The sequence below is a fragment of the Dyadobacter sp. SG02 genome, from assembly GCF_900109045.1.
In the GTDB taxonomy this organism is placed as follows: Bacteria; Bacteroidota; Bacteroidia; order Cytophagales; family Spirosomataceae; genus Dyadobacter.
Genome location: NZ_FNYL01000005.1, coordinates 239572 through 265103, shown reverse-complemented (window position 1 = coordinate 265103; position 25532 = coordinate 239572). Strand labels below are relative to the sequence as shown.

At 51.6% G+C, this 25532-nt stretch carries 22 protein-coding genes; 13 read left to right on the top strand and 9 right to left on the bottom strand.

Annotated features, from left to right (window positions below; genetic code table 11):
* Window positions 1-457: 457 nt before the first annotated feature.
* Window positions 458-925 carry a hypothetical protein gene (locus BMW93_RS14050; RefSeq protein WP_090376947.1) on the top strand — a complete coding sequence of 156 codons (468 nt, stop codon included), beginning with the start codon at window positions 458-460 and terminating at the stop codon, window positions 923-925.
* A gap of 67 nt (window positions 926-992) precedes the next feature.
* On the opposite strand, the gene BMW93_RS14045 is transcribed toward BMW93_RS14050, so the two are convergent.
* The 6 genes from BMW93_RS14045 to BMW93_RS14020 form a co-directional block, all read right to left on the bottom strand.
* Complete coding sequence (locus tag BMW93_RS14045; RefSeq protein WP_090376944.1) at window positions 993-1280, bottom strand: transcriptional repressor; 288 nt, start codon at window positions 1278-1280, stop codon at window positions 993-995.
* Window positions 1281-1304: 24 nt separating this feature from the next.
* Window positions 1305-2021 (bottom strand): DUF4198 domain-containing protein, encoded by a 717-nt coding sequence (locus tag BMW93_RS14040; RefSeq protein WP_090377681.1) that lies wholly within the window; start codon window positions 2019-2021, stop codon window positions 1305-1307.
* A gap of 168 nt (window positions 2022-2189) precedes the next feature.
* Entirely contained in the window at window positions 2190-5219 is a 3030-nt protein-coding gene (locus BMW93_RS14035; protein ID WP_090376942.1) for a DUF6923 family protein, read from the bottom strand.
* Window positions 5220-5397: 178 nt separating this feature from the next.
* Window positions 5398-7749 carry a GAF domain-containing protein gene (locus BMW93_RS14030; protein WP_090376939.1) on the bottom strand — a complete coding sequence of 784 codons (2352 nt, stop codon included), beginning with the start codon at window positions 7747-7749 and terminating at the stop codon, window positions 5398-5400.
* A 114-nt stretch (window positions 7750-7863) separates the two neighbouring features.
* A complete protein-coding gene (locus tag BMW93_RS14025; protein ID WP_090376936.1) occupies window positions 7864-8196 on the bottom strand; it encodes a hypothetical protein in 333 nt (110 codons plus the stop codon).
* A 92-nt stretch (window positions 8197-8288) separates the two neighbouring features.
* Window positions 8289-9062, bottom strand: coding sequence for a helix-turn-helix domain-containing protein (locus BMW93_RS14020; protein WP_090376933.1), 774 nt, complete (start codon window positions 9060-9062; stop codon window positions 8289-8291).
* Window positions 9063-9225: 163 nt separating this feature from the next.
* Here BMW93_RS14020 and BMW93_RS14015 point away from each other — a divergent pair, with 163 nt between their 5' ends.
* From BMW93_RS14015 to BMW93_RS14005, 3 genes are all read left to right on the top strand, one after another.
* Window positions 9226-10056: an SDR family oxidoreductase gene (locus BMW93_RS14015; protein WP_090376930.1), complete on the top strand. Its 831-nt coding sequence runs from the start codon at window positions 9226-9228 to the stop codon at window positions 10054-10056.
* A gap of 81 nt (window positions 10057-10137) precedes the next feature.
* A complete protein-coding gene (locus BMW93_RS14010; protein WP_090376927.1) occupies window positions 10138-11055 on the top strand; it encodes an AraC family transcriptional regulator in 918 nt (305 codons plus the stop codon).
* Window positions 11056-11362: 307 nt separating this feature from the next.
* Window positions 11363-13666, top strand: a complete 2304-nt coding sequence (locus BMW93_RS14005; RefSeq protein WP_090376924.1) for a penicillin-binding protein 1A — start codon at window positions 11363-11365, stop codon at window positions 13664-13666.
* A 47-nt stretch (window positions 13667-13713) separates the two neighbouring features.
* On the opposite strand, the gene BMW93_RS14000 is transcribed toward BMW93_RS14005, so the two are convergent.
* Window positions 13714-15084: an FAD-binding oxidoreductase gene (locus BMW93_RS14000; RefSeq protein ID WP_090376921.1), complete on the bottom strand. Its 1371-nt coding sequence runs from the start codon at window positions 15082-15084 to the stop codon at window positions 13714-13716.
* Window positions 15085-15285: 201 nt separating this feature from the next.
* On the opposite strand from BMW93_RS14000, the gene BMW93_RS13995 reads away from it, so the two are divergent.
* From BMW93_RS13995 to BMW93_RS13980, 4 genes are all read left to right on the top strand, one after another.
* Window positions 15286-16320, top strand: a complete 1035-nt coding sequence (locus BMW93_RS13995; protein ID WP_090376918.1) for a sensor histidine kinase — start codon at window positions 15286-15288, stop codon at window positions 16318-16320.
* Window positions 16317-17360, top strand: coding sequence for a sensor histidine kinase (locus BMW93_RS13990; RefSeq protein WP_090376915.1), 1044 nt, complete (start codon window positions 16317-16319; stop codon window positions 17358-17360). The genes BMW93_RS13995 and BMW93_RS13990 overlap by 4 nt, the downstream gene beginning before the upstream one ends.
* Before the next feature lie 156 nt (window positions 17361-17516).
* Window positions 17517-18311, top strand: a complete 795-nt coding sequence (locus tag BMW93_RS13985; protein ID WP_090376912.1) for a LytTR family DNA-binding domain-containing protein — start codon at window positions 17517-17519, stop codon at window positions 18309-18311.
* A 126-nt stretch (window positions 18312-18437) separates the two neighbouring features.
* Window positions 18438-19298, top strand: a complete 861-nt coding sequence (locus BMW93_RS13980; RefSeq protein WP_090376908.1) for a cytochrome c — start codon at window positions 18438-18440, stop codon at window positions 19296-19298.
* A gap of 11 nt (window positions 19299-19309) precedes the next feature.
* On the opposite strand, the gene BMW93_RS13975 is transcribed toward BMW93_RS13980, so the two are convergent.
* The gene (locus BMW93_RS13975; protein WP_090376905.1) at window positions 19310-20611 is read right to left on the bottom strand and encodes a LamG-like jellyroll fold domain-containing protein; all 1302 of its coding nucleotides are present in this window, start codon (window positions 20609-20611) and stop codon (window positions 19310-19312) included.
* A 240-nt stretch (window positions 20612-20851) separates the two neighbouring features.
* Between BMW93_RS13975 and BMW93_RS13970 the strand changes: the two genes are divergently transcribed.
* The 3 genes from BMW93_RS13970 (at window position 20852) to BMW93_RS13960 (ending at window position 23153) form a co-directional block, all read left to right on the top strand.
* Complete coding sequence (locus tag BMW93_RS13970) at window positions 20852-21586, top strand: LytTR family DNA-binding domain-containing protein (RefSeq protein WP_090376902.1); 735 nt, start codon at window positions 20852-20854, stop codon at window positions 21584-21586.
* A 77-nt stretch (window positions 21587-21663) separates the two neighbouring features.
* On the top strand, window positions 21664-21999 hold the full coding sequence (locus BMW93_RS13965) for a YegP family protein (RefSeq protein WP_090376899.1): 336 nt from the start codon (window positions 21664-21666) through the stop codon (window positions 21997-21999).
* 116 nt (window positions 22000-22115) lie between these two features.
* Window positions 22116-23153, top strand: coding sequence for an AI-2E family transporter (locus tag BMW93_RS13960; RefSeq protein ID WP_090376896.1), 1038 nt, complete (start codon window positions 22116-22118; stop codon window positions 23151-23153).
* Here the strand turns inward: BMW93_RS13960 and BMW93_RS13955 are convergent.
* Window positions 23125-23769, bottom strand: coding sequence for a hypothetical protein (locus BMW93_RS13955; RefSeq protein ID WP_090376893.1), 645 nt, complete (start codon window positions 23767-23769; stop codon window positions 23125-23127). The two genes, BMW93_RS13960 and BMW93_RS13955, sit on opposite strands and share 29 nt — an antisense overlap.
* 114 nt (window positions 23770-23883) lie before the next feature.
* Here BMW93_RS13955 and BMW93_RS13950 point away from each other — a divergent pair, with 114 nt between their 5' ends.
* Together BMW93_RS13950 and BMW93_RS13945 are read left to right on the top strand one after the other, a co-directional pair.
* The gene (locus BMW93_RS13950; RefSeq protein ID WP_090376891.1) at window positions 23884-24672 is read left to right on the top strand and encodes a mechanosensitive ion channel family protein; all 789 of its coding nucleotides are present in this window, start codon (window positions 23884-23886) and stop codon (window positions 24670-24672) included.
* Between the two features lie 107 nt (window positions 24673-24779).
* A complete protein-coding gene (locus tag BMW93_RS13945) occupies window positions 24780-25511 on the top strand; it encodes a hypothetical protein (RefSeq protein WP_229240429.1) in 732 nt (243 codons plus the stop codon).
* Window positions 25512-25532 lie beyond the last annotated feature (21 nt).

The window sequence follows — 25532 nt, the reverse complement described above, 5'->3', positions numbered from 1 at the left end:
TACAAATACCGGAATAATCGTTTTTTTTTACCCAATCAAATGGGGACGTATAACCGGTTAAGCCGGCAGGGATTGCTAATTGCAAATCTAATTTTGTAACCGTATGAGACATATTTATTCTCAAAGTGGATTTTCAATAGGAAGGGAAAACCCTGATTATTTGCACCGCATTAGCGCGGGGCCGGTAGGAAGCCGGCACTTCAAGATCCGATCACATATTGGAAATAGACGGCAATTGAACGGGTGTTAAAAACGGTGGCGGGTTAGGTTTTATTTAAAATTGATTTCGAAATCCGGGCGGGAAAAACGTTTAATAAAAATGGCACCACGGGTATTAACACCGTAATTTTTTTTCACGAGTTTTAGCCCATTATTTATTATGGAAAGTATTTTAATAAAATGTTAACTTCATTACTTTTGCGAAAGTAATAATCCACCAGCAACCCGTAATTTATTTATGAAAGCAAGAGCAATTAAATTCTTTTCTCCCGAGGATAATGTTTCGGTAACGAAAAAACCCCAGGAGCAACCAAAGCCTACCGGTTATGTTTCCTCTTCGGGCAAGCTTGTTCTTCCTCCAAAAACTTTGGAAGAATTAGGTATCGAACCTGAAACAGCCCGATTTAAAATTGGAGCACAGCAAGGAAAAAGAACCTTGAAACATCTTTATCTGATCCCGAGCTCGGATGAAAACGGAACATTTGTCCTTACCAGAAGCGGCCGTGGATATTCTATCCCACTGGAACTGATTCTTCGTAAAGGCGGTGTGGATTTTGAAAGTACGAAGTATATTTTTGAGGTAACCCTTTTCAATTATGAAGAAGGCGTTGTCGGTTTTGAACTCACTTTGGGAACAGAAGAACCCAAGCCGGCGTACACGGGCAAGCCCAGAGGCCGGAAGCCGAAGAATGCAGTGGTTGCTTAATAATACAAGAAAGGGTCCGCAAAACGGACCCTTTCTTGTTAAGTACTGGTAAACAGGAATTCACGCGTCAGTTGTTCAATGCATTCCGGACAAGCTCCGGTATTCCGAACAGATTTTTACGGCTGTCGGTCGCGAAACGCCGCTCCGCAAAGCCGGCAACCACCAGCCAGTTGAGCGATTCGTAAACAGTCGCAGGACTGATTTTAATCCCGCGACTGCGCATGTCGCGCCATAATTTATCACCATCTGTAAATTCGTTCGCCACCAGCAATTGATCGGCCACGATCACCCGCTTTTCGGCCAGCCTAATTTTGTGACGGATGCAATAGGCACTGATTTGTTCGTACAGGGACATGCAAATGAATAACGCTTTGAAAGACTATTTTCCAACTTCTACGAGCAAAGTAGCGCTACGCCAGAATGCTTTGTATTCTTTTCCGTTCAGGTTTCCGGTTTCTTTCCAGCTTTTCGATGCCTCGATGTAATAGGTACCCGGCCAAAGCGGAACGAATTCGGCCAATCCTTTTTCGTCGGTACTGATTTGTTTGCTCCATCCCGATGGCGAAGCCACCGTCACGTAAAGCTTTTCGTTCCCATTATTCTTGAAGAGTCCGCGCAGGTTGAGGGCACTGTTTACTTTATAAGCTTTCGCAGGGTCTGCAAAAACGTTCAGTTCGTTGGCATTCGCGCCCGGATTGTTGCCCGCATCGGCCTTGCCGACAGTTACTAATGCGCTGGCATTGAACTGATAAACCGTAGTCCCACCCAGGTCTTTCGACGTGTGGCCTACCGATAGCGTGTATACGCCCTGCTGGTCGGGTGTGAACTCTGCCGTAAAATGATCTTCACCTGCAACCGTGGCCAGTTTGGTGCGTTTCTGGTCGGGAGCGGTAAGCCAGAGCTCAAAATCCTTCACGTCGGAATACCATTCGCCCAACTTTTCAGGCTTGTCGCCGGGCTCCGCATAAATGATTTTAACGTCCTGTTTCTGACCGGCTTTGCCTTTCGGGGCAGTCTGGATCCAGAGGGCATGAGCAAAGAGTTGCGCCGAGCAGCAAAGCAGGAAAGCGGCGATAAGAAGTTGTTTTTTAAACATGATTTGAGAAAATGAGTAGTAAAATGCGAGCTGCAAATATAATTTATTTATAATAAGTCCAAATAATATTTAAACTTAAATTCTAACTGAAAAGCATTCCTGCGTCACTTTCGGGCACAAAAAAAGCCTCCGGAGCGATCCGGAGGCTTTTGAATACCAAATGGTCGTTTAATGTTTGACCGCAATTTTGCTGGTGGTTACGGAGCCGTCGGTATTTGTCACAATGATCAGGTACAAACCGGCTTCCAGGCCGCTGACATCGAGCGATCCGCCTTCCAGCTTACGCGTGCCGAGTACGTGTGCGCCCGAGAGGTTACGTACGCTCACTTCGCGAATTTGCGCGGCGTTTTTAAATGTAATGAACGCATTGGCCGGATTGGGATACACCGGTACAAGGTTGCCCTCGCCGAATGTGAGGCTTTGCAGGCTGCTATATGCGAATGTGCCGTCAAAATCGATCATTTTCAAACGGTACAGGTTTTCGCCGGCGGCCGGATTAGCGTCGGTAAAATCGTACCGCACCAGCACCGAACTTTCGCCTCTTGAACGTTTGGTCCCGATTTTAACCCAGCTGCGGCCATTCTGGCTGCGCTCGATCTCGAAACGGTCGCTATTCGTTTCCATGGTCGTTGCCCAGTTGAGCAAGGCGGTTTGTCCCTCGGCTTTCGCCTCGAACGACACGAGCGTGACAGGCATCGGGCATGCCGTGGTTACATTGATCGTCGCATCCGTGGCAAGGCCATTTTCGTCTTCCACCGTGTAGCGTACCGATGCCACGCCGTTGAAACCATTGAATGGCGTGAATCTGACAACCCCGGTAGCGGTGTTCACTTCGAATTTGCCACCGGCAACATCCAGTGTGGTCACGAGCACGAGCGTTCCCGGTGTGATGAGGCGTACCGTGGATGCCACGAGCGGACTGCTGCCCGGCTGATCGTTGGAAAGCACGTTAACGTCGATCGCCGAACAGGTTGTATTTACATCGTCGTCCAGCGCACCCGGGCCGACCGCCGAATTGGGGCAGCGTGCGCCGTCGTTGATGCTCGACAAATCCAGCTTTTTGAATGGCGTCGCCACGGGCGCTTGTGTGAACGGATCGGGGATTTTGTACATCGTCTGGTTGTCGTTGTTGCCCACATACATATTACCCAATGCATCGAAGAAAACGGCGCCGTAGTTGCCGGAGGGCAGATTGGTAACCGTTCCGAGGCTGGTGCGAACGCCATTGGCGCTGTTATGCTTGTATAATGTGTTGCCAATAACCGAGTAAAGCTGGCCGTCGGCGGAGTTATAGGCCCAGTCGTTTCCGGCCTGCGAGGCAGGGAAGGAGGTTACCTGGAGAAAGTTCGGCCCAGCATTCAGGTTGACCTTCTTCATCGTGCCGGATGCATAATAGAGGTACATGAAGCCGTCTGTACCGACGTCGCCGGTAAAGCTGGTTTGGTCGGAAGGTAATGCGGGAACGGCGTAAGTCTGTGCCGAACCGTCCGCGCCAAGTCGTACCACACGGTTACTGTTGCTGTAAACCTTGCCCCACAGGTAGTTATCGACCACATTGTACCCGAATGCATTCACCATTTTGCCCGAACCTACATTAATGGTCGATACGAGCGTGTTTTCTCCCGTGGAAATATCGAGGCGGTACAGGTTGGTGGCGCTGATGATGTACGACATACCGTCCTCGCAAGTGAGTGGGGCGGGGGAGTCGATGAGCGCGGACGGGCAGCGCGCGCCGTCGTTGATGCTCGCCAGGTCCAGGTTACGGAACAATGTCGCCGATAATGTGGCGCCGTCGGGGTTCAGGATTTTGTAAACGTTCTGGTTGTCGTTGTTACCGGCGTACAAAGTACCGTTTGCGTCAAAGAAAATCGCCCCGTAGTTCCCGACTGGCAATCCGGACACGACACCGCGGGTGGTCCGCGTACCGTTGATCGGGTTGTGTGAGTATAGTGTATTGTCAATCACGGAATACAGCTGGCCGTCAACCGGGTTGAAACCCCAGTCGTTACCCGACGCGGGCGAGGAGAACGAGGTTACCTGCAGGAAATTAGGCCCCGCGTTGAGGTTTACTTTCCGCATAAAGCCGGAGTAATGCAAATACAGGAAACCGTCGGAACCCACATCGCCGGTAAATGCGGTGGCGTCGTCGGGCAGGGTAGTGGCAAAAGTCTGCGTAGAGCCGTCGGCACCCACGCGGGCGATCTGGTTGGTGTTGCTGATCACCGTTCCCCAGATGTAATTATCGACCGTATTGTAACCCATCGCATTCAGGTTATTCCCGTCACCTACCACGAGCCTTTTCACGAGCGACGTGGTACCCGAGGTCATATCGAGCTGGAACAGGTTGAAACTATTGAGCACATAGGATACGCCCGGTTCGCAGGTAAACGGCACCTGGTCGGTAATGGCAGGCAATGCACCGCGGCAGCCGGCGCCGTCGGCAGGAGCGGTGATGGTGCTGTTGCCGGACGAATATACCGTTGCTACTTTGTCGGTATTGCTGGCGACACCGGTGATTTTGTAGGTAGCTTCCGTGCCGGAGGCGTACATATTGCCCGCCGCGTCGAAGAATACATTCGAACCGGCATCGCCCGTCAGGCCAGCTACGGCGCCCACCAGCACCCTTGTACCGTTTGCCGGGGCGTAGCGGTAAAGGTTGCCCGCAATGATCGAATAAAGCTGGTTATCGACCGGGTTAAAGGCAACGTCCTGCACGGCGCTGACAACGGATGACAACACCGACAGGCGTTGCGGAGTAGTTGCCGGAGGCGTCGGAGTGAGGTCTACGCGCTCGATATCCCCTGTGGCGGTGTTATACAAATACATTACACCACTCGGAGTCACATCGCCGGCTACATAGGTCGCCGCGGGCAGACCGGAAATGGCAAATGAATCATAAGTACCATCGCTGCCGATCCGGACGATTTCGTTGGTCCCCGACCGGTGCGCCCACAGGTAATTGTCGTGGACATTGTATCCGAGCGCGCTCAGCGCGGTATTGGTAACACCGGAGATGATCTGGTCTTTGATCAGCGTGGCGGTACTGGTCCGTGGGTCGTAGGAGTACAGCGCCGACGGCGATCCCTGGATCATGTAGAAGGGCGAATTGCCGTCACAGGTGAACGCGGGCGGCTGCGCTTGCGCGCGTAAAGCGGTGAGGAGGCATAGGACTATCAGCCAGGTAGAAAGTTTCTTCATGTTTAACAGATCGTTATGTATGTATTGATTGGCATTCCCGGTGCGGTATGAAAGAGGAGGTTCGCCGGGGAACAATCAAAGCTATACACAACCTTAATCACGCATTGTACACGCGTGATATGATCCTTGAAGAAATATTTCTACAAAAAAAACGGATGCCGGTTATCGGCGGGAGTATTTAATTTACTATTTGATACACAATTCCCAACCGCAGCGCGCGAAGCCCGCTCAGCCCCTGCAAATCTTCCAGTTCGAGCTCTTCGGTAGCCTGTTCGAGCGCTTTGGTTTCCTGCAAATAATGAATGAAAGGCAGGTAATCCTCGATGTCGCGGTGGTGCAGGTAAATGAGGGCGATCTTGTCGGGCTGCGTGAGGCGCTCCTGCGAATTCTTGATCCGTACCTTGTCTATGCGCTTCTTGATCATCTGGTAGCGGATATTGTAGGCGCCTTCCACGTCAAACTTCCGCTCATCGTTGCGGAAACTGATGTCGATCATGTGGTTATGGACAAAAATCAGTTGGGTGGTATGCAGCTCCTTCGGCATTTCTCCCAGCAGTCCGCGGGTAAGTTTCGCCACTTCGATCATGGACGACAGTTGCCACAACCGGAGGTTTTTGAGGTGGAAATGGTTAAATGGCTTGTCCGGCGCAATGGATTGGCCGATATAAATATCGTATTCAATCCCGTCGGTCCTGAACTTCTCGAAGTAGCAGGGGTACGAATCCTGCAGCGTATCTTTCTGGTCTTCAAAATACCGGTTCACCGCCTCATTAATCAACTCCATGGAGCGGTCTAGCTCCTGCCGGTGCCGGTGTACCTCGCCCTGTACGGGGTGGGTAATGCCAATGTATTCGTCGATCAGCGGCGTAGTGCGCGCGTCCTGCTGCGATAAATGCATGAGGTACTGGCGGGCATCCTCATTCAGGAAGGTATTCAGATTGTTCTCCGAAGTGCTGTTCAGCTCACCCTGCGTGACGACCTGCTGCCACTTGCTACAATGGAACCGCAGTTCCTGCATGAGCGAAGAACGATCGAATGCCGCCAGCGCGTTCAATAGTTCGTCCAGTAAATTCAGGTAATGGCCAAGGTCGGCGCGGATGGATGTGTTACGTTCATTGGTAGAATTCCGGATATCGATCGCGCCATACAGGGGATACACGTCGAAAAACGCGATGTTTTCGTTCACTTCGGGCAGGCCTTTCTTCCTGCGGTGCAGGTAATGCCAGGCCGCTTCGTTGAATTTCCATTGCACGGCGGGCTGTATGGAGGTGAATTTCTCCTTAATAATGCCTTCCAGTTGCAGGTTGAATTCCTCTATATAAATGTTGAGCAGCTGAGCCACCGGCGCGAATGCCATTTCAAGTGAAGCCATTTTCTTTTCGTCGAAACGTTCGTCTTCCCAGGTATGCATGCAAAGCACGCCCACCATTTTCTGTTCGTAAAACAGTGGTACCAATGCCAGGGAGCGCACATTGAGGTTGCGGAACGGTGCCAGCCAGCCTATCTGCTGTTCATCCTCCCCCTGAATGTCCGGAGAAAAGAACGAGTTGGGATTAGCCGCATAGCCCTCTGCCTGCCGCCGGAATTCTTCGGGCGTGAGCCGGTTTTCGCCCCAGATCTGAAAAAGCACACCCGTACCCGTCTGCCCGTACCCGTACACCGCCTGCCCATTCACACGTACGATCGGGAACAGGTCGAACTCGATGCGGTTGTTCTGCACGAGGGTTTTCAACGATTGGATAATGCGCTGGTAGCGGTTCGGACTATCGCCCGGCACCCGGTTGAACTGTACCTTTTTGATATTTTCAACCGCCATTCTGGCCGTCACGTCCGACACCGTGATCACCGCAAAGCCCCGGAACCGGAACATATGGAGCGGCAGCACCTTTTGCAGCTGCAAATGCCCGTCTTTCTCGCTGAAATGCGCATATATTTCCACGAAATTGAGCTCCGGCAAATCTCCTTTGGCCGTCACTTCCACGAATTCGGGGCTCACGAGCACTTCGTAGTAGCGGTACAACCCCGTTTGGGTGTCGGTCCAGGCATGGTACTGCTGTATTTTCACCGGCACCTGGAAATTGTAAAGCCTTTGCAGGATCAATGTGTAAATCAAATGCAGTCGCTCGCGCTGGTAATCTTCCGGACTTTTTTGAAGTTCAAACTGCGTCTCGGCCGGCTTCATATTCAGCATTTCGAAAAGGAGGTCGGTACCGTAGAAAATATGCGGGTACAATGGCTGGCACATACCCCAGGCGAGCTTATGCTCCGATGCGAGCGGGGCCGAAAGGCTGCTGTAAATGTATTCGAGAAAATCGCAGTAGCGGTGCGCTTCATCGAGCGGTATATCTCCCTCGGGCAGCTGGTGCTCGTGGAAATAGGTGAGTATATTCTTGTAAAACGTGGATTTCAACGTCTTCTCTTCGGCCACACGCTGTTCGAGAAAGCGGATGTAAGGCATAAAAGAAACGGCGGAGTCAAGGTCGAGGGGCAGTGCCCTCATTCCGGAGACGTCGAGTACTTCGTTTTTCATGGTGCTATGGCTGGCAATGGAAGCCTAAATATACGACACACCGTTTGAAAAAAGTGCGCCCCCGCACGGTAGCCGGGACGCACTCGCAAATTCGATCACCATGTCACCTGGTAATCAGCCCCGATCTTCGCGGAATAGCCCCGGTTCCATTTTGATATTGAGCTTTTGCAGCATTTCGGCACGGTTGAACCCGGTCCGCTGGTTTTCGGCATTCACCGCCTCCCTGGCATTGCCCACCGACTCTTCACTGACCCAGGTGGCGATGGTAATGTATTCGGTATCGCCGGTTTCGGTCACGCGCTCGTACGCGTGGCTGCTGATGAGGCCATCCAGCTTACGAATGAATGCCGCCGCTATTTGCTGACGTTCGAGAAAGGGGGCTTTGGAGGCCGCGGGAATCAGGTATTTGCTGATGAATGCGATCTGGTTGTCTGGTTGTGGTTCCATGATTTTTGAATAGAATGTAAAAACAGCTTTTGGTTTTGGTTGATACAAAATTCCAAAGCAGCTGCCCGCCATTCTTGTAAAAAATCATTGATTTACCAGAGCACCGGAGACTTGAAGAACTCGGTAGGAGTGACGCCGGTGAAGAGTTTGAAGTCCTTATTGAAATGCGGCTGATCGAAATAACCGGCGTCCAGCGCTATTTGGGCCAGCGTCCTGCCGGCCCGGCCATTTGCCACTACCGACTTCATTTTAACAATATAAGAGAATTGCTTGGCAGAAAGTCCTGCCACCCGCCTGAAACGCTTTTCAAATGCATCCTGACTAACATTGAGCGACGCGGCCAATTCTTTGATCCGCATTTGCCCGCCTGCCCCGTGAATCTTTTGAATGGCCGCCAATACCATATGATCGGGCGCCTTACCGCTCAGCCGATCGAGCAGAAAGCGTTCGATCAATGCAATGCGCGCTTCGTGCGAGGGCTGCTCCGCCAGTTGCTCTTCCAGCAGGCCGGTATGCTGAAAACCGTCGAGACTATCCATGGGAATATTCGTATCGCTCAGCTCATGCAGCGGTTCGCGGACGAACGGCGCAATGCCGCCCTCCCGGAATGTGGCCAGAATATTAATAGTACCCGACTCGTACTGCATTGCCCGCCCCGACTTCCGCAAACCTGAAACAGTAATCGGTTCAAGCGCACTGATACCGCCGTTGTAATTGACACAAACCTGCCCGCTAAGCCTGAACACCATCACCGGCGATGTTTCGGGCAGCACATGGTTCACCACCTCCGCAGGCGTTTCGATCACCTTGTAGGATTTGATAAACGGGCTGAGCTCCGGCGTCGGAAAAAAGGTTTGAATAGTCATTAATCCCGCAACCGCGATGAGGTGCTAACGGTTCCCGCGGACCTGGAAACCGCTTGAACGGAACTACGTAAAACTGTATCGCATTTCCGGATTTTTGTATAAGTCGCCGGCGGGAGCGACCCGGTAAATTTGTAGCATCAAAACACCAAAACAATTGTCAATCATGTCAAAAACAATTTTTATCACCGGCGCTTCCAAGGGATTCGGCCGTATATGGGCAGAAGCTTTTTTGAAAAGAGGGGACAAAGTAGCGGCTACCGCCCGCAACACTGAAACGCTGAAAGACCTCGCAGTGCAATATCCCGACACCCTTTTGACTATTCAACTGGACGTGAACGACCGCGCGGCAAGTTTTGCCGCCATAGAGCAAACCAGCAAACATTTCGGTCGCGTAGACGTCGTGATCAACAATGCAGGTTACGGCTTGTTCGGCGCGATCGAAGAAACCAGTGAAAAAGAAGCCCGCGACCAGATCGAAACCAACGTTTTCGGCTTGCTATGGGTTACACAAGCTGCCATTCCCGTGATGCGGGCACAAGGCGGCGGCCATATTATCCAGGTTTCCAGCGTGCTGGGCGTGGCTACACTGCCGGTACTGGGCCTTTACAATGCTTCCAAATGGGCTGTTGAAGGGCTGAGCGAAACGCTGGCTTCGGAAGTGAAAGACTTCGGCATTAACGTAACGATCGTAGAACCCAACGGCTTCTCGACCGACTGGGGCGGCGCTTCGGCCATCCACACCGAACCTAACCCATTGTACGACGGCGTGAAGGAAGCGCTTTACGCAGGCTTAACCCCCGACACCATCGGCGATCCGCAGGCGACTCCCGACGCGATCCTGAAAGTGGTCGACGAAGAAAACCCGCCATTGCGAATTTTCCTTGGTAAAGTTGGGTTCCCTTGGTTGAACCAGGTATACGCCAACCGCATTGCGACATGGGAAGAGTGGAAAGAAGTTGCTGACGCTGCGCACGGTACTCAGGTTACTGCTTGATTTTAGATAAATTTGATTAGTTTGTTGTCAGCCTGAGCGGCCCGGTCCGCTCAGGCTGACAACTTAACCGTTTTCAAAACCATGGATCATTACAAAACCATCAGTGAGTTGCATCGCGCCAGTAATATGCCGGCGCCGGAGCATCCGATGATCAGCATGTTCACCTGCGACGACCTGAAAAGCTGTACGCTGGGCCGCCGGGAGTTTACGACGGATTTTTACATGATCGCATTCAAAAAGATCAGGGCCGGGCATATCCTCTACGGCCGTACGAAATACGACCACGAAAATGGCTCGATGATTTTTTCCAAGCCGCGACAGGTAATTGAAATCAATAATGTGGAGCTGGAAGAGAAGGGATTTATGCTTTACGTGCACGAGGATTTCCTGAACGGCCATCCGCTGCATGCGGAAATCCGCAAATATGGTTTCTTCGATTATGAAGCGAATGAGGCGTTGCATTTGTCGGAACGCGAGGAGCAGATTATCTGGGACCTTTTCACCCGCATTCAAAGCGAATATTTCAATAACACCGACGAGTACAGCCGCGACATCATGCTCACGCACCTGGATTCGATGCTGAAATATTCGCAGCGCTTTTACAAACGTCAGTTCATCAACCGAACACAGCTTTCCGGCACCACGGTTTCGCGTTTCAACGCAAGCCTCGCGACCTATTTCGAAGATGGCAATTTCCAGGAAAAAGGACTGCCGTCCGTCAAACTGATGGCCGATCTGCTCAATACCTCGCCACGTTACCTGAGCGACCTGCTTAAACAGGAAACTGGCAAAACGGCCATCGAGCTGATCCACATTTTCCTCGTTTCGGAAGCTAAAAATATGCTGTTGAGCACGGACAAAACCGTCGCTGAAACGGCCTATCTGCTGGGATTCGAAAACCCGCCTTACTTTTCGAGATTGTTTAAAAAGGAAACCGGTTTCACCCCGAACGAATATAAGAAGCGGATTGAATTTTCGGGGCAACCGGGCATTGCTTAGGTAACTGAACGGTTTTGTTGTTACATGCCTACGGCATTACCGTTGACTATCAACGTGCTACCGATATGACACGCGATTCAGATAAGCCCCGGCTATGGACGCAAAGACACAGTGCCGTTAGGCACGCAATATTTGTAGCAAACGAGTTCACGGTTGTAGTGAAGTCCCGTCGGGACGCAACAACAAAATAGTTCGGATATTTTCCTCCAAAAAATAGCAAATACAGCCCCATTCACGTTCTAATAGCTGATTTGTGGATCAAATTCGTTTATTTGGTCGGTTTATTGGACGTTACTCTGGAAAATACATGATTCAATTCAAACCCGGGAAATACCGGCGTCGCATTCTTTTACTCTGGCGTGCCTTCGGCATTGGGGTGGCCCTGCTGATATTTTATATTGCTGCCGTCAACTACAATTTTTTCTGGCTTTTCGGCGGGATGCCCGATCTGAAAGCATTGGAAAACCCTAAAAGCGAGATCGCTTCCGAGCTGATTTCGCAAGATGGTAAGTCGATCGGCAAATACCTCATCGAGAACCGCTCACCAGCTGAAATCTCCGAAATTTCGCCTAACCTTATCAATGCATTGCTGGCTACGGAGGATACCCGCTTCATCAGCCATTCGGGCATCGACCCGCGCAGCCTTTTGCGCGTGGTGAAGGGTATTTTGACGGGCAATTCGAGTTCGGGAGGCGGTAGTACCCTAACACAACAGGTTGCGAAAAACCTGTTCAATACGCGTTCGGAAGAGTTTGAAGGCAGTTTAAGCAAGATCCCCGGCGTGCGGATCGTGATCGCCAAAACCAAGGAGTGGATTCTTTCAATCATCCTCGAACGGAAATATACCAAGCAGGAAATCATGCAAATGTACCTGAACACGGTATCGTTCGGGAACAACGCGTATGGTATAAAGGTCGCTTCCAAAACGTATTTCGATACCGACGTGCGTGACCTGGATATTCCGCAGTCAGCATTGCTGGTAGGGATGTTGCAAAATCCGACGATTTATAACCCGATGCGGTTCCCGCAAAATGCCCTTAACCGCCGTAATACGGTGCTGGCGCAAATGGCGAAGTATAACGATATCACGGAGGACGATTTTAACCAGCTGAAAGAGAAACCTTTGGGGTTGCATTTTGCGATGGAAACGCATGCCAATGGCCCGGCACCGTACTTTCAGGAGTCGATGCGCGGGTACATGAAGGCCTGGGTGAAACTGTACAACGAAGAAAACGGCACGGACCTGAACCTCTACACGAGCGGCTTGCGCATTTACACGACCATCGACTCTCGCATGCAGGAGTACATGGAAGAGGCGCTTACGCGTCACATGAGCGAACAGCAGAAGACTTTCAATGCGCACTGGAAAGGCCGGAACCCGTGGATCGACGAGAACGGGAAGGAAATTCCAGGTTTCATCAATACGGCCGTGCGTCGTCTGCCGTATTTCAATGTTTTGAAAAGCAAACTGGGCGAGGAGGAAGCCTGGAAAGTGATGAACAGGCCCTATAAAATGAAGGTATTCTCGTGGGACGGCGAAAAAGAAGTGACCATGAGCCCCATCGATTCCATCAAATACTACAAACGCTTCCTGCGTGCGGGCATGATGGCCATGGACCCTCGTAACGGGCACGTGAAGGCGTGGGTAGGAGGGATCAACTTCAAATATTTCCAGTACGACCACGTGAAGCAGGGCAAAAGACAGCCCGGCTCGACGTTCAAGCCGTTTGTTTACACGGCAGGTTTGGACAAAAACTTCATTACCCCTTGCGAGAAGATCATGGATTCACCCGTGACTTTCCAGGCAGGTATCGACGATGTGAACGAAGATTATACGCCCAAAAACTCCAATGGCGTCTATTCCGAGCAGCCGCTGTCGCTCCGGCAGGCATTGGGGAAATCGGTGAACTCGGTGACGGCGAATATCATGAAAATGGTGAAAGCCAACACCGTGGTCGATTACGCGCATAAGCTGGGTATTACCAGCGACTTGCCCGCCACTCCGGCGCTTTGTCTCGGGACGGGCGACGTGTCGATCTACGAAATGGTATCGGCCTATTCGTCGTTTGCCAATGGCGGGTACAAAGTAATGCCCATGACGATCCTGCGTATCGAAGACCGCCACGGCAAGCTGCTGGCCGAGTTTCACGAACAGCAAAGCCAGGAGCTCAGCGAGAATATGGCCTACAATATGCTATACCTCATGCGCGGCGCCGTGGAAGATCCGGGAGGTACCGCCGGTCGATTGCGGCAATACGGCGTTACAGATGGCAATGAAATCGCAGCCAAAACCGGTACTTCACAAAACCATTCCGACGGCTGGTTTATGGGTATGACGCACAACCTCGTTGCAGGTGTGTGGGTAGGTGGTGAGGACCGCAGCATTCACTACCGGAGCCTCGCGCTCGGGCAGGGCGGGCGCGTAGCCATGCCCGCATGGGGCGCGTTCATGCAAAAGGTTTACAACGACCAAACCCTCGTTCAATACCGGAAAGGCCCGTTCCCACGCCCCGAAGGCTACACCGGCGAATGCGCCACCGACTCGACCCAGGTTTCCGAGGATGTGTACACGCCTCCGGCGAAATCGGATGATGAAGGGGTGTTGTTTTAAAAGATTGTCAGCCTGAGCGGACCAGGCCGCTCAGGCTGACAGTTACATTACGCCGGTTTGATATTCTGATTTACGCAGAACACATTATCCGGGTCGTATTTGGTTTTTATCCTTACGAGCTTTTCATAGTTACTTCCGTACGTTGCCTTCACGCGGTCGGCGCCTTCTTCCATCATGAAATTGATATAGGCCCCGCCAGCTCCGTGGGGGTGAAGTTCCTGCCAGTAATCGCGGGCGAAAGTGGTAACCAGTTCTTTTTCCGCAGGATCAGGCGAAACACCGGCGATCACCATCGACCAGGTGGCATCGCGGTAGTTCCAGGCGGTAGCGTCGTTCGGGACCCTGCCGGCGGCGCCATTGATGGGGTAGAGGTGCATGCCCGAGAAGAAGGTGGGGATTCTCTGGGCGTGCTTGATATGCACATCGATGACTTCGGAGGTCAGGTGTTTCACAAAATCACCTTTCCAATACCATTGCAGGCCGGGCACGAAAAGATCGTCGAACATGGTTTGCAACGCCGGAATGGGCAGTGGCCCCACGGCGTCGATCAGCGGCGTGCGGAATTTGCGTACCAATTCAAAGACTTCCGCTGCTTCGTCCTCGTCGACGCAGCACCAGACAATGCCGCACATCAGGTGAAGATGGTATTGCTCGGGAAATATGGGGGCAGGAGGAATTTTGTGGAAATTGAAGAAACCACTGACGCTGTCCGGTGCCTGCTTGATAAAATCCTGGTACCATTCCATCATGGCCTTGGCGTCGTCCATGTGCCAGAACATCGGTCCGCCATAGACGGTGTGCACGCTATGCGCCCGGAAAAGAAAGGAGGTAACCACGCCGAAATTGCCCCCACCGCCGCGGATAGCCCAAAACAAGTCCTCGTTTTCGGTGGGCGATGCTTTGACCAGTCTGCCATCAGCCAGTACCACATCCGCTTCGAGCAGGTTATCGATGGTCAGCCCGCCGAAGCGCGTCAAATGCCCCAAACCTCCTCCAAGGGTAAGCCCTCCGATGCCCGTGGTGGCATTGATACCCGTGGGCACGGCCAGCCCGTGCGGGTGGCCGGCTTTGTCCAGGTCGCCCAGCAGGCACCCGCCTTGCGCACGGATCGTTTTGGCTTCGGGATCGACGCTCACGTCCCGCATGGCAGCTAAATCAATGACTAACCCTCGGTCACATACGCCGAGGCCGGCGCCATTGTGGCCGCCGCCGCGTACGGCAACCAGCAGATCGTTTTCGCGCGCAAACTGAATGGCTTTGACGACATCTGTCTCGTCTGCACAACGTACAATGAATTCGGGGCTTTTGTCCACCATGCCATTGTGGACTTTTCTGGCGGTTTCGTAGTCAGCATCACCGGGTGTAATAACCCTGCCCTTGAAATGGGGGATTGTTTTTGAGGCACTGTTTGCTTCCATCTGAAAAGGAGTTAAAATGAAACAAGAAAATCTTGCCGGCCCGGGGCAGGCCGCCTTTCAGTTGTTTGTGGTGTAGCAAAGCGTAAGAATGCGCAGTAAGCCGGGATTTACGTGATTGGGCGTATGGAACTTCCGGCGATTATAAATATAACATATATTTGGAATATTAATCGCGTTCCTCTCTAATCTGCCGGTATCCAATTGAAAAATCCTTCGCAATGGAAATGGTTCCGTCCGCTCGTGATCCTGGTGTGGACATTTTTGCTGAACCTTTTTCTTGTTCAGAAATTTATCGGAAGCAACTGGAAGAGCCTCACCATCACGCTGGCATGGCTCGGATGCACCCTCATTACCTGGCAATTGATGGCGCTATGGAGTGAGAAGTGGCGCGCACGGTACCCTGATATTATGCAAACCCGGCAGCGCATTCTCGGGACTTTTTCCGGTTACCTGGTGATTGAAGTGCTCAGCCAGGCATTCTTTTTCCTGCTCATGTATTTCGCACGCTGGGACTGGGAGGTTTTTACATTGAAAGAATACAGCATTTACATTACCCTCTGCGTGGTGACGCTCTTCGCGGTGGGTGCCATTTATGAGCTGATCTACTCGCTGAGCCAATATGGCATTGCATTGCAGGAAGAGGAAGCGATTAAGAAAAAGGCATTGCAAAACCAGTTTGACAACCTCAAAAACCAGGTTAACCCGCATTTTTTGTTCAATAGCCTCAACTCCCTCTCTGCGCTTGTCGAAGAAGATCGTGTGCAGGCCGGGGCGTTCCTCGACGAACTTTCGAGCGTTTACCGCTATTTGCTCCATACCAGCGAAAACGGGCTGGCGTCGCTTAAAAACGAAAGCGAGTTTATCCATTCCTATCTTTTCCTGACGAGCACCCGCTACGGTTCGGCGATCCAGGTGGAAATGAATATCGACGACAGCTGCGCCAATTGCCAGGTACCGATGCTCACATTGCAGACGCTGGTCGACAATGCGATCCGGAACAATGTGGTGATGAAACAAAAACCGCTGAAACTGTCGATCACGACGCAGGGCAGGCAGCTCGAAGTCCGTAACTCTATCCAGCCGAAGCAGGTAAATGCGGCCCGAGAAGGCCTGGAAACGCTGATCACCCGCTTTCGTGACCTGAACCTGGAAGAGCCCATGCTTTTCGACGACGGGGAGACATTCACCGTCAGAATACCCGTAGGAGCACCACGCAACCAGTTCGAAACGATATGAAGCTGCTGGTTACCTACACCAAACAGGACATCTGGATCGCCCTCGCGCTCCTGCCGGCGTACATTCTCCTGATGAATTACCTGTTGGTGGGTAATATTTATTTCTCGGATATCTCGGTTTTCGCGAAGGCGACGATTGTGTCTACGGTCGTTTTCGGGCTTGCCTATCAGCTGGTCCATGCCCGCATCGGTTTCTGGTTCCGCAAGCAGTATTCGCATTTCAAACAAACGCCCAAACGGATGCTGCTCATGATCCCGGCGCATATTGTGTGCAATGTAACCATTATCAGCGGACTGTTTTTCTTCTACAAAGCAGCAGGTTTTCGGGGCTATGTCTACGACCTTACGAGCTTCGAATGGGCGCTGGGGTTGGGTGCGCTCATGAACATCGTGGTTACGTGCATACACGAAGGCGTGTACGCGTTCGAGCTGTGGCAGCAAAAACTGGTCGAAACCGAGAAGCTGCGCAAGGCCAACCTGCAAAGCCAGTTCGAAAGTTTAAAGCAGCAGATCAACCCGCATTTCCTGTTCAATTGCCTCAACTCGCTCTCTTCGCTGATCGAGGAAGATGCCGAACTCGCCACGCAGTTTATCGATGAAATGAGTAATGTGTACCGGTATCTGCTGCGGAGCAACGAGTCGGAACTCACGACGCTGGAATCCGAGCTGAATTTTGCAAGTTCCTATTTTCACCTGCTCAGCACGCGGTATGGGAGCAATTTGCAGTTGGAGGAGGAAATCGATCCGGCTTACCGGGGCCATATGTTGCCGCCGCTTACATTGCAGTTGCTGATGGAAAACGTGGTGAAGCACAATGTGATCATGCCGCAGCAGCCGCTGTACATTCGCCTCAATACCACTGCCGAAGGAAGGCTCGTAGTATCGAACAACCTGCAAAGACGCTCGGTCAAAATCCCTTCCAGCCGCATTGGCCTGGCCAATATCGCCACGAAATACAGCCTGCTGGGACAGGGAGAGATCCATATCGACGAAAATCCGCAGACTTTTTCGGTGAGTTTGCCGCTGCTGGAATCGGCCTAATGACTTGTTTGCCGGGCGGGTAGCGGGCCCTGCCGTTTCATTGCCCGCAAATACCGTTTGATCATGCGTTTATGCGTTTCCGTTTCCCGCGGGTTTCGGGAATTGGTTATCTTGACCTAACTTTTGACCTTAAAACATGAACAGCAAAACCGATTTATGAAGGTATTATTGATTGAAGACGAGGACCTGGCCGTTCGCAAGCTTTCCAAACTACTGACTGAAATTGACGGCAATATAGAAATCGTGGGAAAGGCCGCGAGCGTGCAGGAATCGGTGGATTTTTTGAAAGAAAATGACGTTCCGGACCTGATCCTGATGGATATCGAACTTGCCGACGGACAGAGTTTCGAGATTTTCGACCAGGTGAAAGTGGAATCGCCGGTGATATTCACTACGTCTTATGATGAGTACGCACTCCGCGCATTCAAAGTCAATAGTATCGATTACCTGCTTAAACCGATCAAACGGCAGGAACTGGAAGCCAGCCTGGCAAAATACAACCGCCTTACGAAAGGTGCCGATAGCGAAGCGTCCAAAAATGCCGCTAACGTCGACCGCGACGCGATCGATTCGCTCGTGAAACAGCTCCGGCAGCAGATGCAGCCGGTGGAATACCGCAAAAGGTTTCTGGTTAAACACGTACAACAATGGGTGCCTGTGGAAGTGAGCGATATCGCCTATTTCTATTCGGAAGAGGGTACAAGCCTTTTTAAATCGAAGAATAACCAGAAATACCCGGTTGATTATACCCTCGACGAGCTCGAAAAGATGCTCGACCCGGACTGCTTTTTCCGCGCGAACCGACAGTTTATCATCAGCGTGCATTGTGTACAGCAGATTAACCCGTATTTCAACAACAAAATCAAACTCTCGCTCGCGCCCGTTCCTGAAAGTGAGGTGATTATCAGTCGCGAAAAGGCGATGGACTTCAAAAAGTGGCTTGGTAAATAGCTTTTTGCAATTCATGCAGCTAATATGACGTTTCAGGGGATTTGACAATGGAAATAGCTGGCCGACGGGGCATTTTTGCAACGTCGGCATTGCCGGCAGTTTTTTCAACTGTTATTTTCAAAAGCCATGTTAAAGAAAATCCTGAAATGGACCGGCCGTGCGCTGCTGGTCGTGCTCCTGCTTGCCATCGGTTATTACACCAAGGCCTACATTACGATAGGCAGCCGCAAAAACAAAGTGTATGCGGTAAAGCCCGTCAAACTCGACATTCCAACCGATTCCGCCACCATTGCCATGGGTAAGCGCCTGGTGACCGTCAAAGGCTGTACCGATTGTCACGGCAAAGATCTGGGTGGTAAAGTCCTTTTCGAACAAAAAGGAATTGGTCGGCTGACAGGCCGGAACCTGACCAAAGGAAAGGGCGGGGTACCCCGGGATTTCGATACCGAAGACTGGGTGCGGGCAATCCGCCACGGCTTGCAACGGAACGGTACACCGCTTATCTACATGCCCTCGGCCGGTTTTAATCAACTTAGCGAAACAGATTTGAAAGCGGTGATCGCTTATTGCGCGCAGGCGCCTTCGGTAGACCGCGAAGTTCCGCCGAGCGAGATTGGCGTCGGCGCAACCATTCTCGCCGACCTCGGAGAACTGGAACTGTTCGAGGCCGAAAAGATCGATCACACCTTGGCACCTCCATTAGCGATCCGCGAAGGAGTTACCGCCGATTTTGGGAAATATGTGTCACAAATCTGCACAGGTTGCCATAAGCCCGACATGAAGGGTACGCCGGGAGATGGCGGAACGCCTAACATCTCGTCTTCCGGCCCAAGCGCGCACTGGACCGACGAACAGTTTTTCCAGACGCTTCGCACCGGGAAGCGTCCCGACGGTACCGAACTGAAAGCGCCTATGCCCTGGCAGATGACCGCCGCATTTTCAGACACGGAAATGCGTGCATTGAGGGTTTATCTGAAAAGCATCTGATCGCAGGTACGCTAATGCAACACCGTCACAACCCCTTGCCGGATCAGCTTGCCTTCTAACTGAACTTTGTAAGGATAGGAGCCCGCCGCGACTACTTCGTTCTGGTACGTACCTTCCCACGGGGTTTGATAGTCGTTGGAATGGAAAATTATCTCGCCCCACCGATTGTAAACCGTTACGCTAAGTTGCGGCAGTGATTCGGCATTGAAGAATTGCCAGTTATCGTTTTTACCATCGCGGTTCGGTGTGAATGCCATAGGAATAATCAGTCGCCCGTGGTCGACGGGCGGCTGGCAATTTTTGATCATGACCGTTTTTTCAGCCGAAACCGGTTTTGTCGGAAAGCATGAATTTTCATAGGCAATATCCACGGTTACCTTCGATTGATAACTGCCAGGCTGTTCGGGCCATTTGAAGGTAAAATGCGGGTCGGGGCCGGATGCTTGTGAGATACCATTTACTTTCCAGTTATAAACTGCGGGAGCGCCGTCGGCTTCGGCCGTAAAGGATACGTCCGCACCGGCGCAGGGATTGTCTTCCGAGGCGATGCGGGCGGAGCCGGCAGGGATATCCACGGAGCCTGCGTACAAGGCCTGCACTTCATCGGAGGTAAGTGGCCTGTCATACAAATGGACGTCGTCTATCGTTGCGTCGATACCTCCTCCGAAGTTGTTTCGCGAACCGATCGTCGCATGCACAGTACCCATGCCATAGTACGCGGACGAGCCGTCGGTTGAATTTGTACAAATCCGTTTCCCATTGATATAGAAATAGTAGGTGCCCGCATCTTTGACCAGTACCAGGTGGTACCATTTCGATAAAGCCGGGATTTGTCCGGTCATGCATCTGACATTGTAATCATAGCCCATATAACTGCTATGTCCGAAGCCATTCATAACATTCCGGGCATAGTTCCATGCGAGCATCATATGCTGGTCGCCATGTGTGCTTCCCACCGAAATCATGAAGAAGGCCTGATTCTCGCCGGGCGCAACCCGCGGGTAAACCCATAGCGAATAGGAAAATGCATTTCCCTGAAGATCGGCCGGGTCTATTTCAATATAGTCGTCGATTCCGTCAAAGCTATAAGCGGAATTGGGGGTGCCGAACCGGTCTTCGGCAAGAGTGGCGCCATTTACGCGGCCGTGGTTTTGTTTTTCGCTCAGGTCGCCGGCGTTACCGGAGAAAGGGTAGCAGCCTACGAGACCGTTTTCGAGGTTTACCTGGGCGGATGCTGGTTTGCAGGAAAAAAGGGTAATGAAGAATGCTGATAATACGCTGGTTACAAATCTCAGACGTAAAAATAGAATCATACTGATAATGCAGAACTAGATAACTGTGGCGGAAATAAGGCCAAAGGCGCAAGATAAATTATCAGCCGGTATAATCAGGACAAATACCGGAATATTCTTTCCTTTTTAACCCATATGGTACGGCCTCGAAGCCGTTGGAGTTTTCCCGAATTATTTGGAAATTGAGCGCTATCCTACTCAAATCGTTCTTCTCATTACTTAACCGGTCTCTCGAAATATATCATTCACCGGATTACTTCTATGAGTAGAATCAAATGCTTGATTATCGACGACGAGCCGCACACCGCGAGCGTGCTCGAATCCTACATTGGCGAGCTGGACAAGCTGGAACATGTAGGGACTTTCTATCACGCCATCGACGGGCTGATGTACTTGCAGCGGAACAAGATCGACCTCCTTTTCCTGGACATCCTGCTTCCAAAAGTGACGGGAGAGGCTTTCCTGCGGATGTTGCCTTGCCGGCCGAGGGTCATTTTACTGTCCAACAAGAAAAGGAAATGGGTGCCGGGCGATGACGACTATATCCTTGGCTGCCTGGTGAAGCCCGTAGCGTTCGAAGATTTTCTCGAACATATCGAAAGGTGCTTTGCGGCCATACCGGCAGTGAAACGGAGCTCCCGGACAAGAGGCAAGCGGAAAGCGGCAGACCGCGGTCCGTTCATTTTTCTTTTCTCGGGCAAGTCGGTGGTGAAAGTATTTCTTCAGGAGGTGATTTATATCGAAGGCGTGCGGAATTTTGCGAAGATCAGGACCGCAGAAAAGGAGATCACGATCTACCAGGGCATGTCGTCGATCGAAACGCATTTCGCCGGGAAGGGCTTTATGAGGATTCACCGGTCGCTGATCGTCGCGATCGACCGGGTGACGGCATTTTCCGGGCAAACGATCGAGATCGGGACGCATATCCTGCCCGTGAGCGCGCCTTACCGCGAGCGGGTCGCCCGGACGATCCGTGCGGGCCTGCGAGACGTATAGCGCAATTTCGATAACGTATAGGTTTGCATTAAGAAAAGATAGTCGTACTTTGAAAGCCTAATCCAATCTTTTCAAACATGGGAAAATTCGTAATTACAAAAAGGGCCAACGGAGAATTTCAATTTAACCTGAAAGCCGGAAACGGCCAGGTAATCCTCGCAAGCGAAGGTTATACGACCAAAGCAGCTTGTGAAAACGGTATCGAGTCGGTAAAAAAGAATTCGCAGGACGATGCCCGTTTCGAACGCCTTACTTCGAAAAATGACAAATTCTATTTCCTTTTGAAAGCTACCAACGGGCAATCGATCGGAAGCAGCGAAATGTACGAAAGCGTAGCAAGCCGGGACAACGGGATTGAATCCGTGAAGAAAAATGCGCCGGAGGCAGAGGTAGATGATCAATCGGCGGCATAAGCCGTCCAGAATATACGGAAAAGCGCAGGATGTCTGGATGTCCTGCGCTTTTCTTTTGCCTTTTGGCGAGTGGTACGATAATTGCATTACGTATATTGATCAAATATCAATATTGCATGGTCCCGGACTTCAACAACCGCATTCGCCAGGTAGCCTTTCTGCTGATTGTCACGGCATTGGCACTCATCGTTTTCAAGCAACTTTACATTTTCTTCCCCGGCTTTCTCGGGGCGCTCACACTTTACATATTATGCCGGAGGTATTACTTCCACCTCACCGAACAGCGCAAGTGGAAAAAAGGCCTCACCGCTATTCTTTTCATGGTGCTGTTCATGGCCTGCATTGTAGCGCCGGTTTATTTCGCATTGCAAATGATCTTTCAAAAGGTAGAAGCGATTGTAGAAAATCCTGAGCAAGTCAATCAGGTGATCGATGCGATTTCCGCCCAGCTCCGCGAATGGACCGGCCAGGACCTCCTTACCAAAGAAGCTACGACCGATATCCGCAAAAAGGCCACGAGTTTCATCCCCGGAATTCTCAACAGCTCTGCGACCATGCTCGGTAACCTGCTGATGATCCTTTTCCTGGCCTTTTTTATGTTCAAAAACGGCCGGTTGATGGAAAAAACGCTGGAACACTACATTCCCCTGAAACATAAGAACATCCAATCCCTGGCCGATGAAACCTGCGGCATGGTCCGCGCGAATGCGCTGGGCATACCGCTCATTTCGCTCATCCAGGGGCTGGTGGCATTGCTGGGTTACTGGATCGTCGGGATCGACGATTTCGTGTTGCTCGGCCTGATCACCGGTTTGTGTGCATTCTTCCCGGTGATCGGTACGGCGATGATCTGGCTCCCGCTGGTGATCTTCCTGTTTTCAAAAGGTGAAAGTGGGAAAGCGATCGGTCTGGCCGCGTACAGCGTAACGATCATCGGAAACATCGACTACGTGGCGCGCATTTCATTTTTACAGAAAGTCGGCAATGTGCATCCGGTCATCACCATTCTCGGCCTGATCGCAGGCCTGAGACTGTTCGGTTTCTGGGGTTTTATCTTCGGCCCGCTGCTGATCAGCCTCCTGCTGCTGCTGGTGAGGATCTACCGGAATGAGTTTGGCGGAGCGGTCAAATCTCCGAGTCCCCCTTCGATTTAATCTCGTAATTGTGATGCCCGTCGGGGTTGTCGGACCATTTGTATACTATTTTCTTAAACCGCAGGTCGCTTGCGATCCCGTAAATATTCTTCATGAAATCTTTCCGGACCTGTTCCGGCTGGAACATCTGGCCTTCGAATGTCAGCACATCCTGATGGTCGCCGGTAAGGCCGATTGCTACGTGCTGCTCGTCGAGCGCTTCCTTCTTGGATTCCACATAAGCGGTGCGCAATTCGGGGAAGTCGCGCTGCTGTACTTGCACCATTTTCTTTTTCAAGACCTCGCGTTGCTGCACGATCTTTTTGTCGGAATTATCCTTTGCCTCGTTGTATAATGCCGTGTTCGACTTGTGCCACGAAAGCCGTGTCGCGAGGTCGGTGTTGTTGTCACCGTTTTTAAGTTTCAGATCGATGTCGCTGATCGTGTTTTGCAGGAAAAGCGACATATTCTGGTTGGCAGCCTTGTTCACCGGCTTGGGTGAATAGAAGTAGAAGCTTATACCCACGGCGATGGCGGCAAGTACTGCATACACGATGTATCTGGCGCGGTTGCGGCTGCGATGGGTGGCCAGCTCCTCGCCGATGATTTTTGCTTGTTGTTGATGATGGATTTCCATGTCTGTTGGGTTTTTTCCTTAACTAAATGGGAAAAAGAGGATCAAAAAATATGCCAGCGGGCTTTGGAACAGATTTTTTTCGCGAGGCGGGTATTTCAGCAATGCATTTAAATCATGAAAATTCAGCAATTTTATAACAAGGCTTACACATGGATATTGGAAACCGGGCCTTCCGTTCTGTTAGGTATAGGCATATTGATAGCGGGCTTCTGGCTCATCCGCCTGCTCTCGCGCTGGCTCAATGCACACATGTACAAGCGCGACATCGACCCGTCGCTCACGCCCTTCCTCCTCAGCCTGGCCGTGACCACGCTGCGGGTACTGCTTATCGTGTCGGTAATGCAGATCGTAGGCATCCAAATGACCGTTTTTGCGGCGTTAATCGGTGCCATCGGCGTTGCGGCGGGTTTGGCATTGTCGGGGACTTTGCAGAACTTCGCAAGTGGGGTACTTATCCTGATCCTCAAACCTTTTCACGTCGGCGATAACATCGTGGCGCAAGGGCAGGAGGGTACCGTGGAGGCGATCAAGATCTTTTATACGGTAGTCAAAACTTACGACAACCGCATGGTGGTGATCCCCAACAGCAAGCTATCGAACGAGGTCATCATCAACATCAGTGGTTCGGGCAACAGGCGGCTCGATGTGGAGATGAAATTCAGTAACGCCATCGATTTCACGGAGGTTAAAAACATCGTCAACAGTGTCCTCGATCATGCCCAAAGTGCCCTTAAAGTCCCCGCAAGGCGCATCGGAATATCATCTATCGAGCCGGATGGCTACAAAGTAATGGTGAATGTGTGGCTCGATGCGCACGGTTTCGTAGATACTAAAATGGAGATACAGGAGAAACTGATGGAGGCCCTGAAAGGCTCCGGCCTCAAACTGCCCGGCATGGGTTAGAATTTTTTTTCGCCCGGTGCAGCGGTTTTGTTAGCCTGCGTGTCTTCCTGCTTGATTTCTAAAAAGAGCCCCGTCGACAGGGCAAATAAATTGAATCTCAGATGGTAATGAAGCATGGAAAAGCCGGTCGCGAACGGCAATTCGGGATGTGCTTGATGAACAGTCTTCTGTTTGTTACGCTTGCATTGTTATCCTGTGGTACGGATAACGAAATGAAGCCGGTGTCTGGTCAGGGCCTTACCAAGGCCGAGTTTCTGGGCAGAATGATCGTACAGGAGAGGTATTGGCGCATCGAGGAAATAACCCGTCAGGACGAAGATCAGATAGCCACGGTGAACGTCAGGGAAAAACCCACGTTGCTGAACAGCCATTTTCTGAACGACGTGATACCGTTCGTAGCGGTGCAATTCGGGCGGGGGTATTTTGGCAAAGGTACCGTCACCGAATCGCAAATGACCGGCGCGTATGGCAATGTCCCTTTTGGTGAGTTTAAATGCACCGTCATGCTGAAATCCACGAAGGAAAGTGGCGAATGGATGTGGGACAACGACCGCAAAATGATGAAACTCCCTTTGCCGGAAAGTATCCAGTCGCTTGCGGCGGCGCTGTCGGGCACCGACTGGCGGCCGGACACCGGCTACGTGGCCAGCGAACCTGCTCCGTTGTACAGGGGCGTCGAGGAAGCGCGCAGGGCCGCGAGTGCAGAGCGGATCAGGATTGTGGCAGAGGAAAAAACGGCGGATGGCAAAATAACTTACGCTTTTATCATGCGGGCAGCCTGGATCACCGATGTCGAATACCGGGATGCGGACCACAAACTTGGAGTATCCTTATATTAAATACATAACTGGCACCCCGGC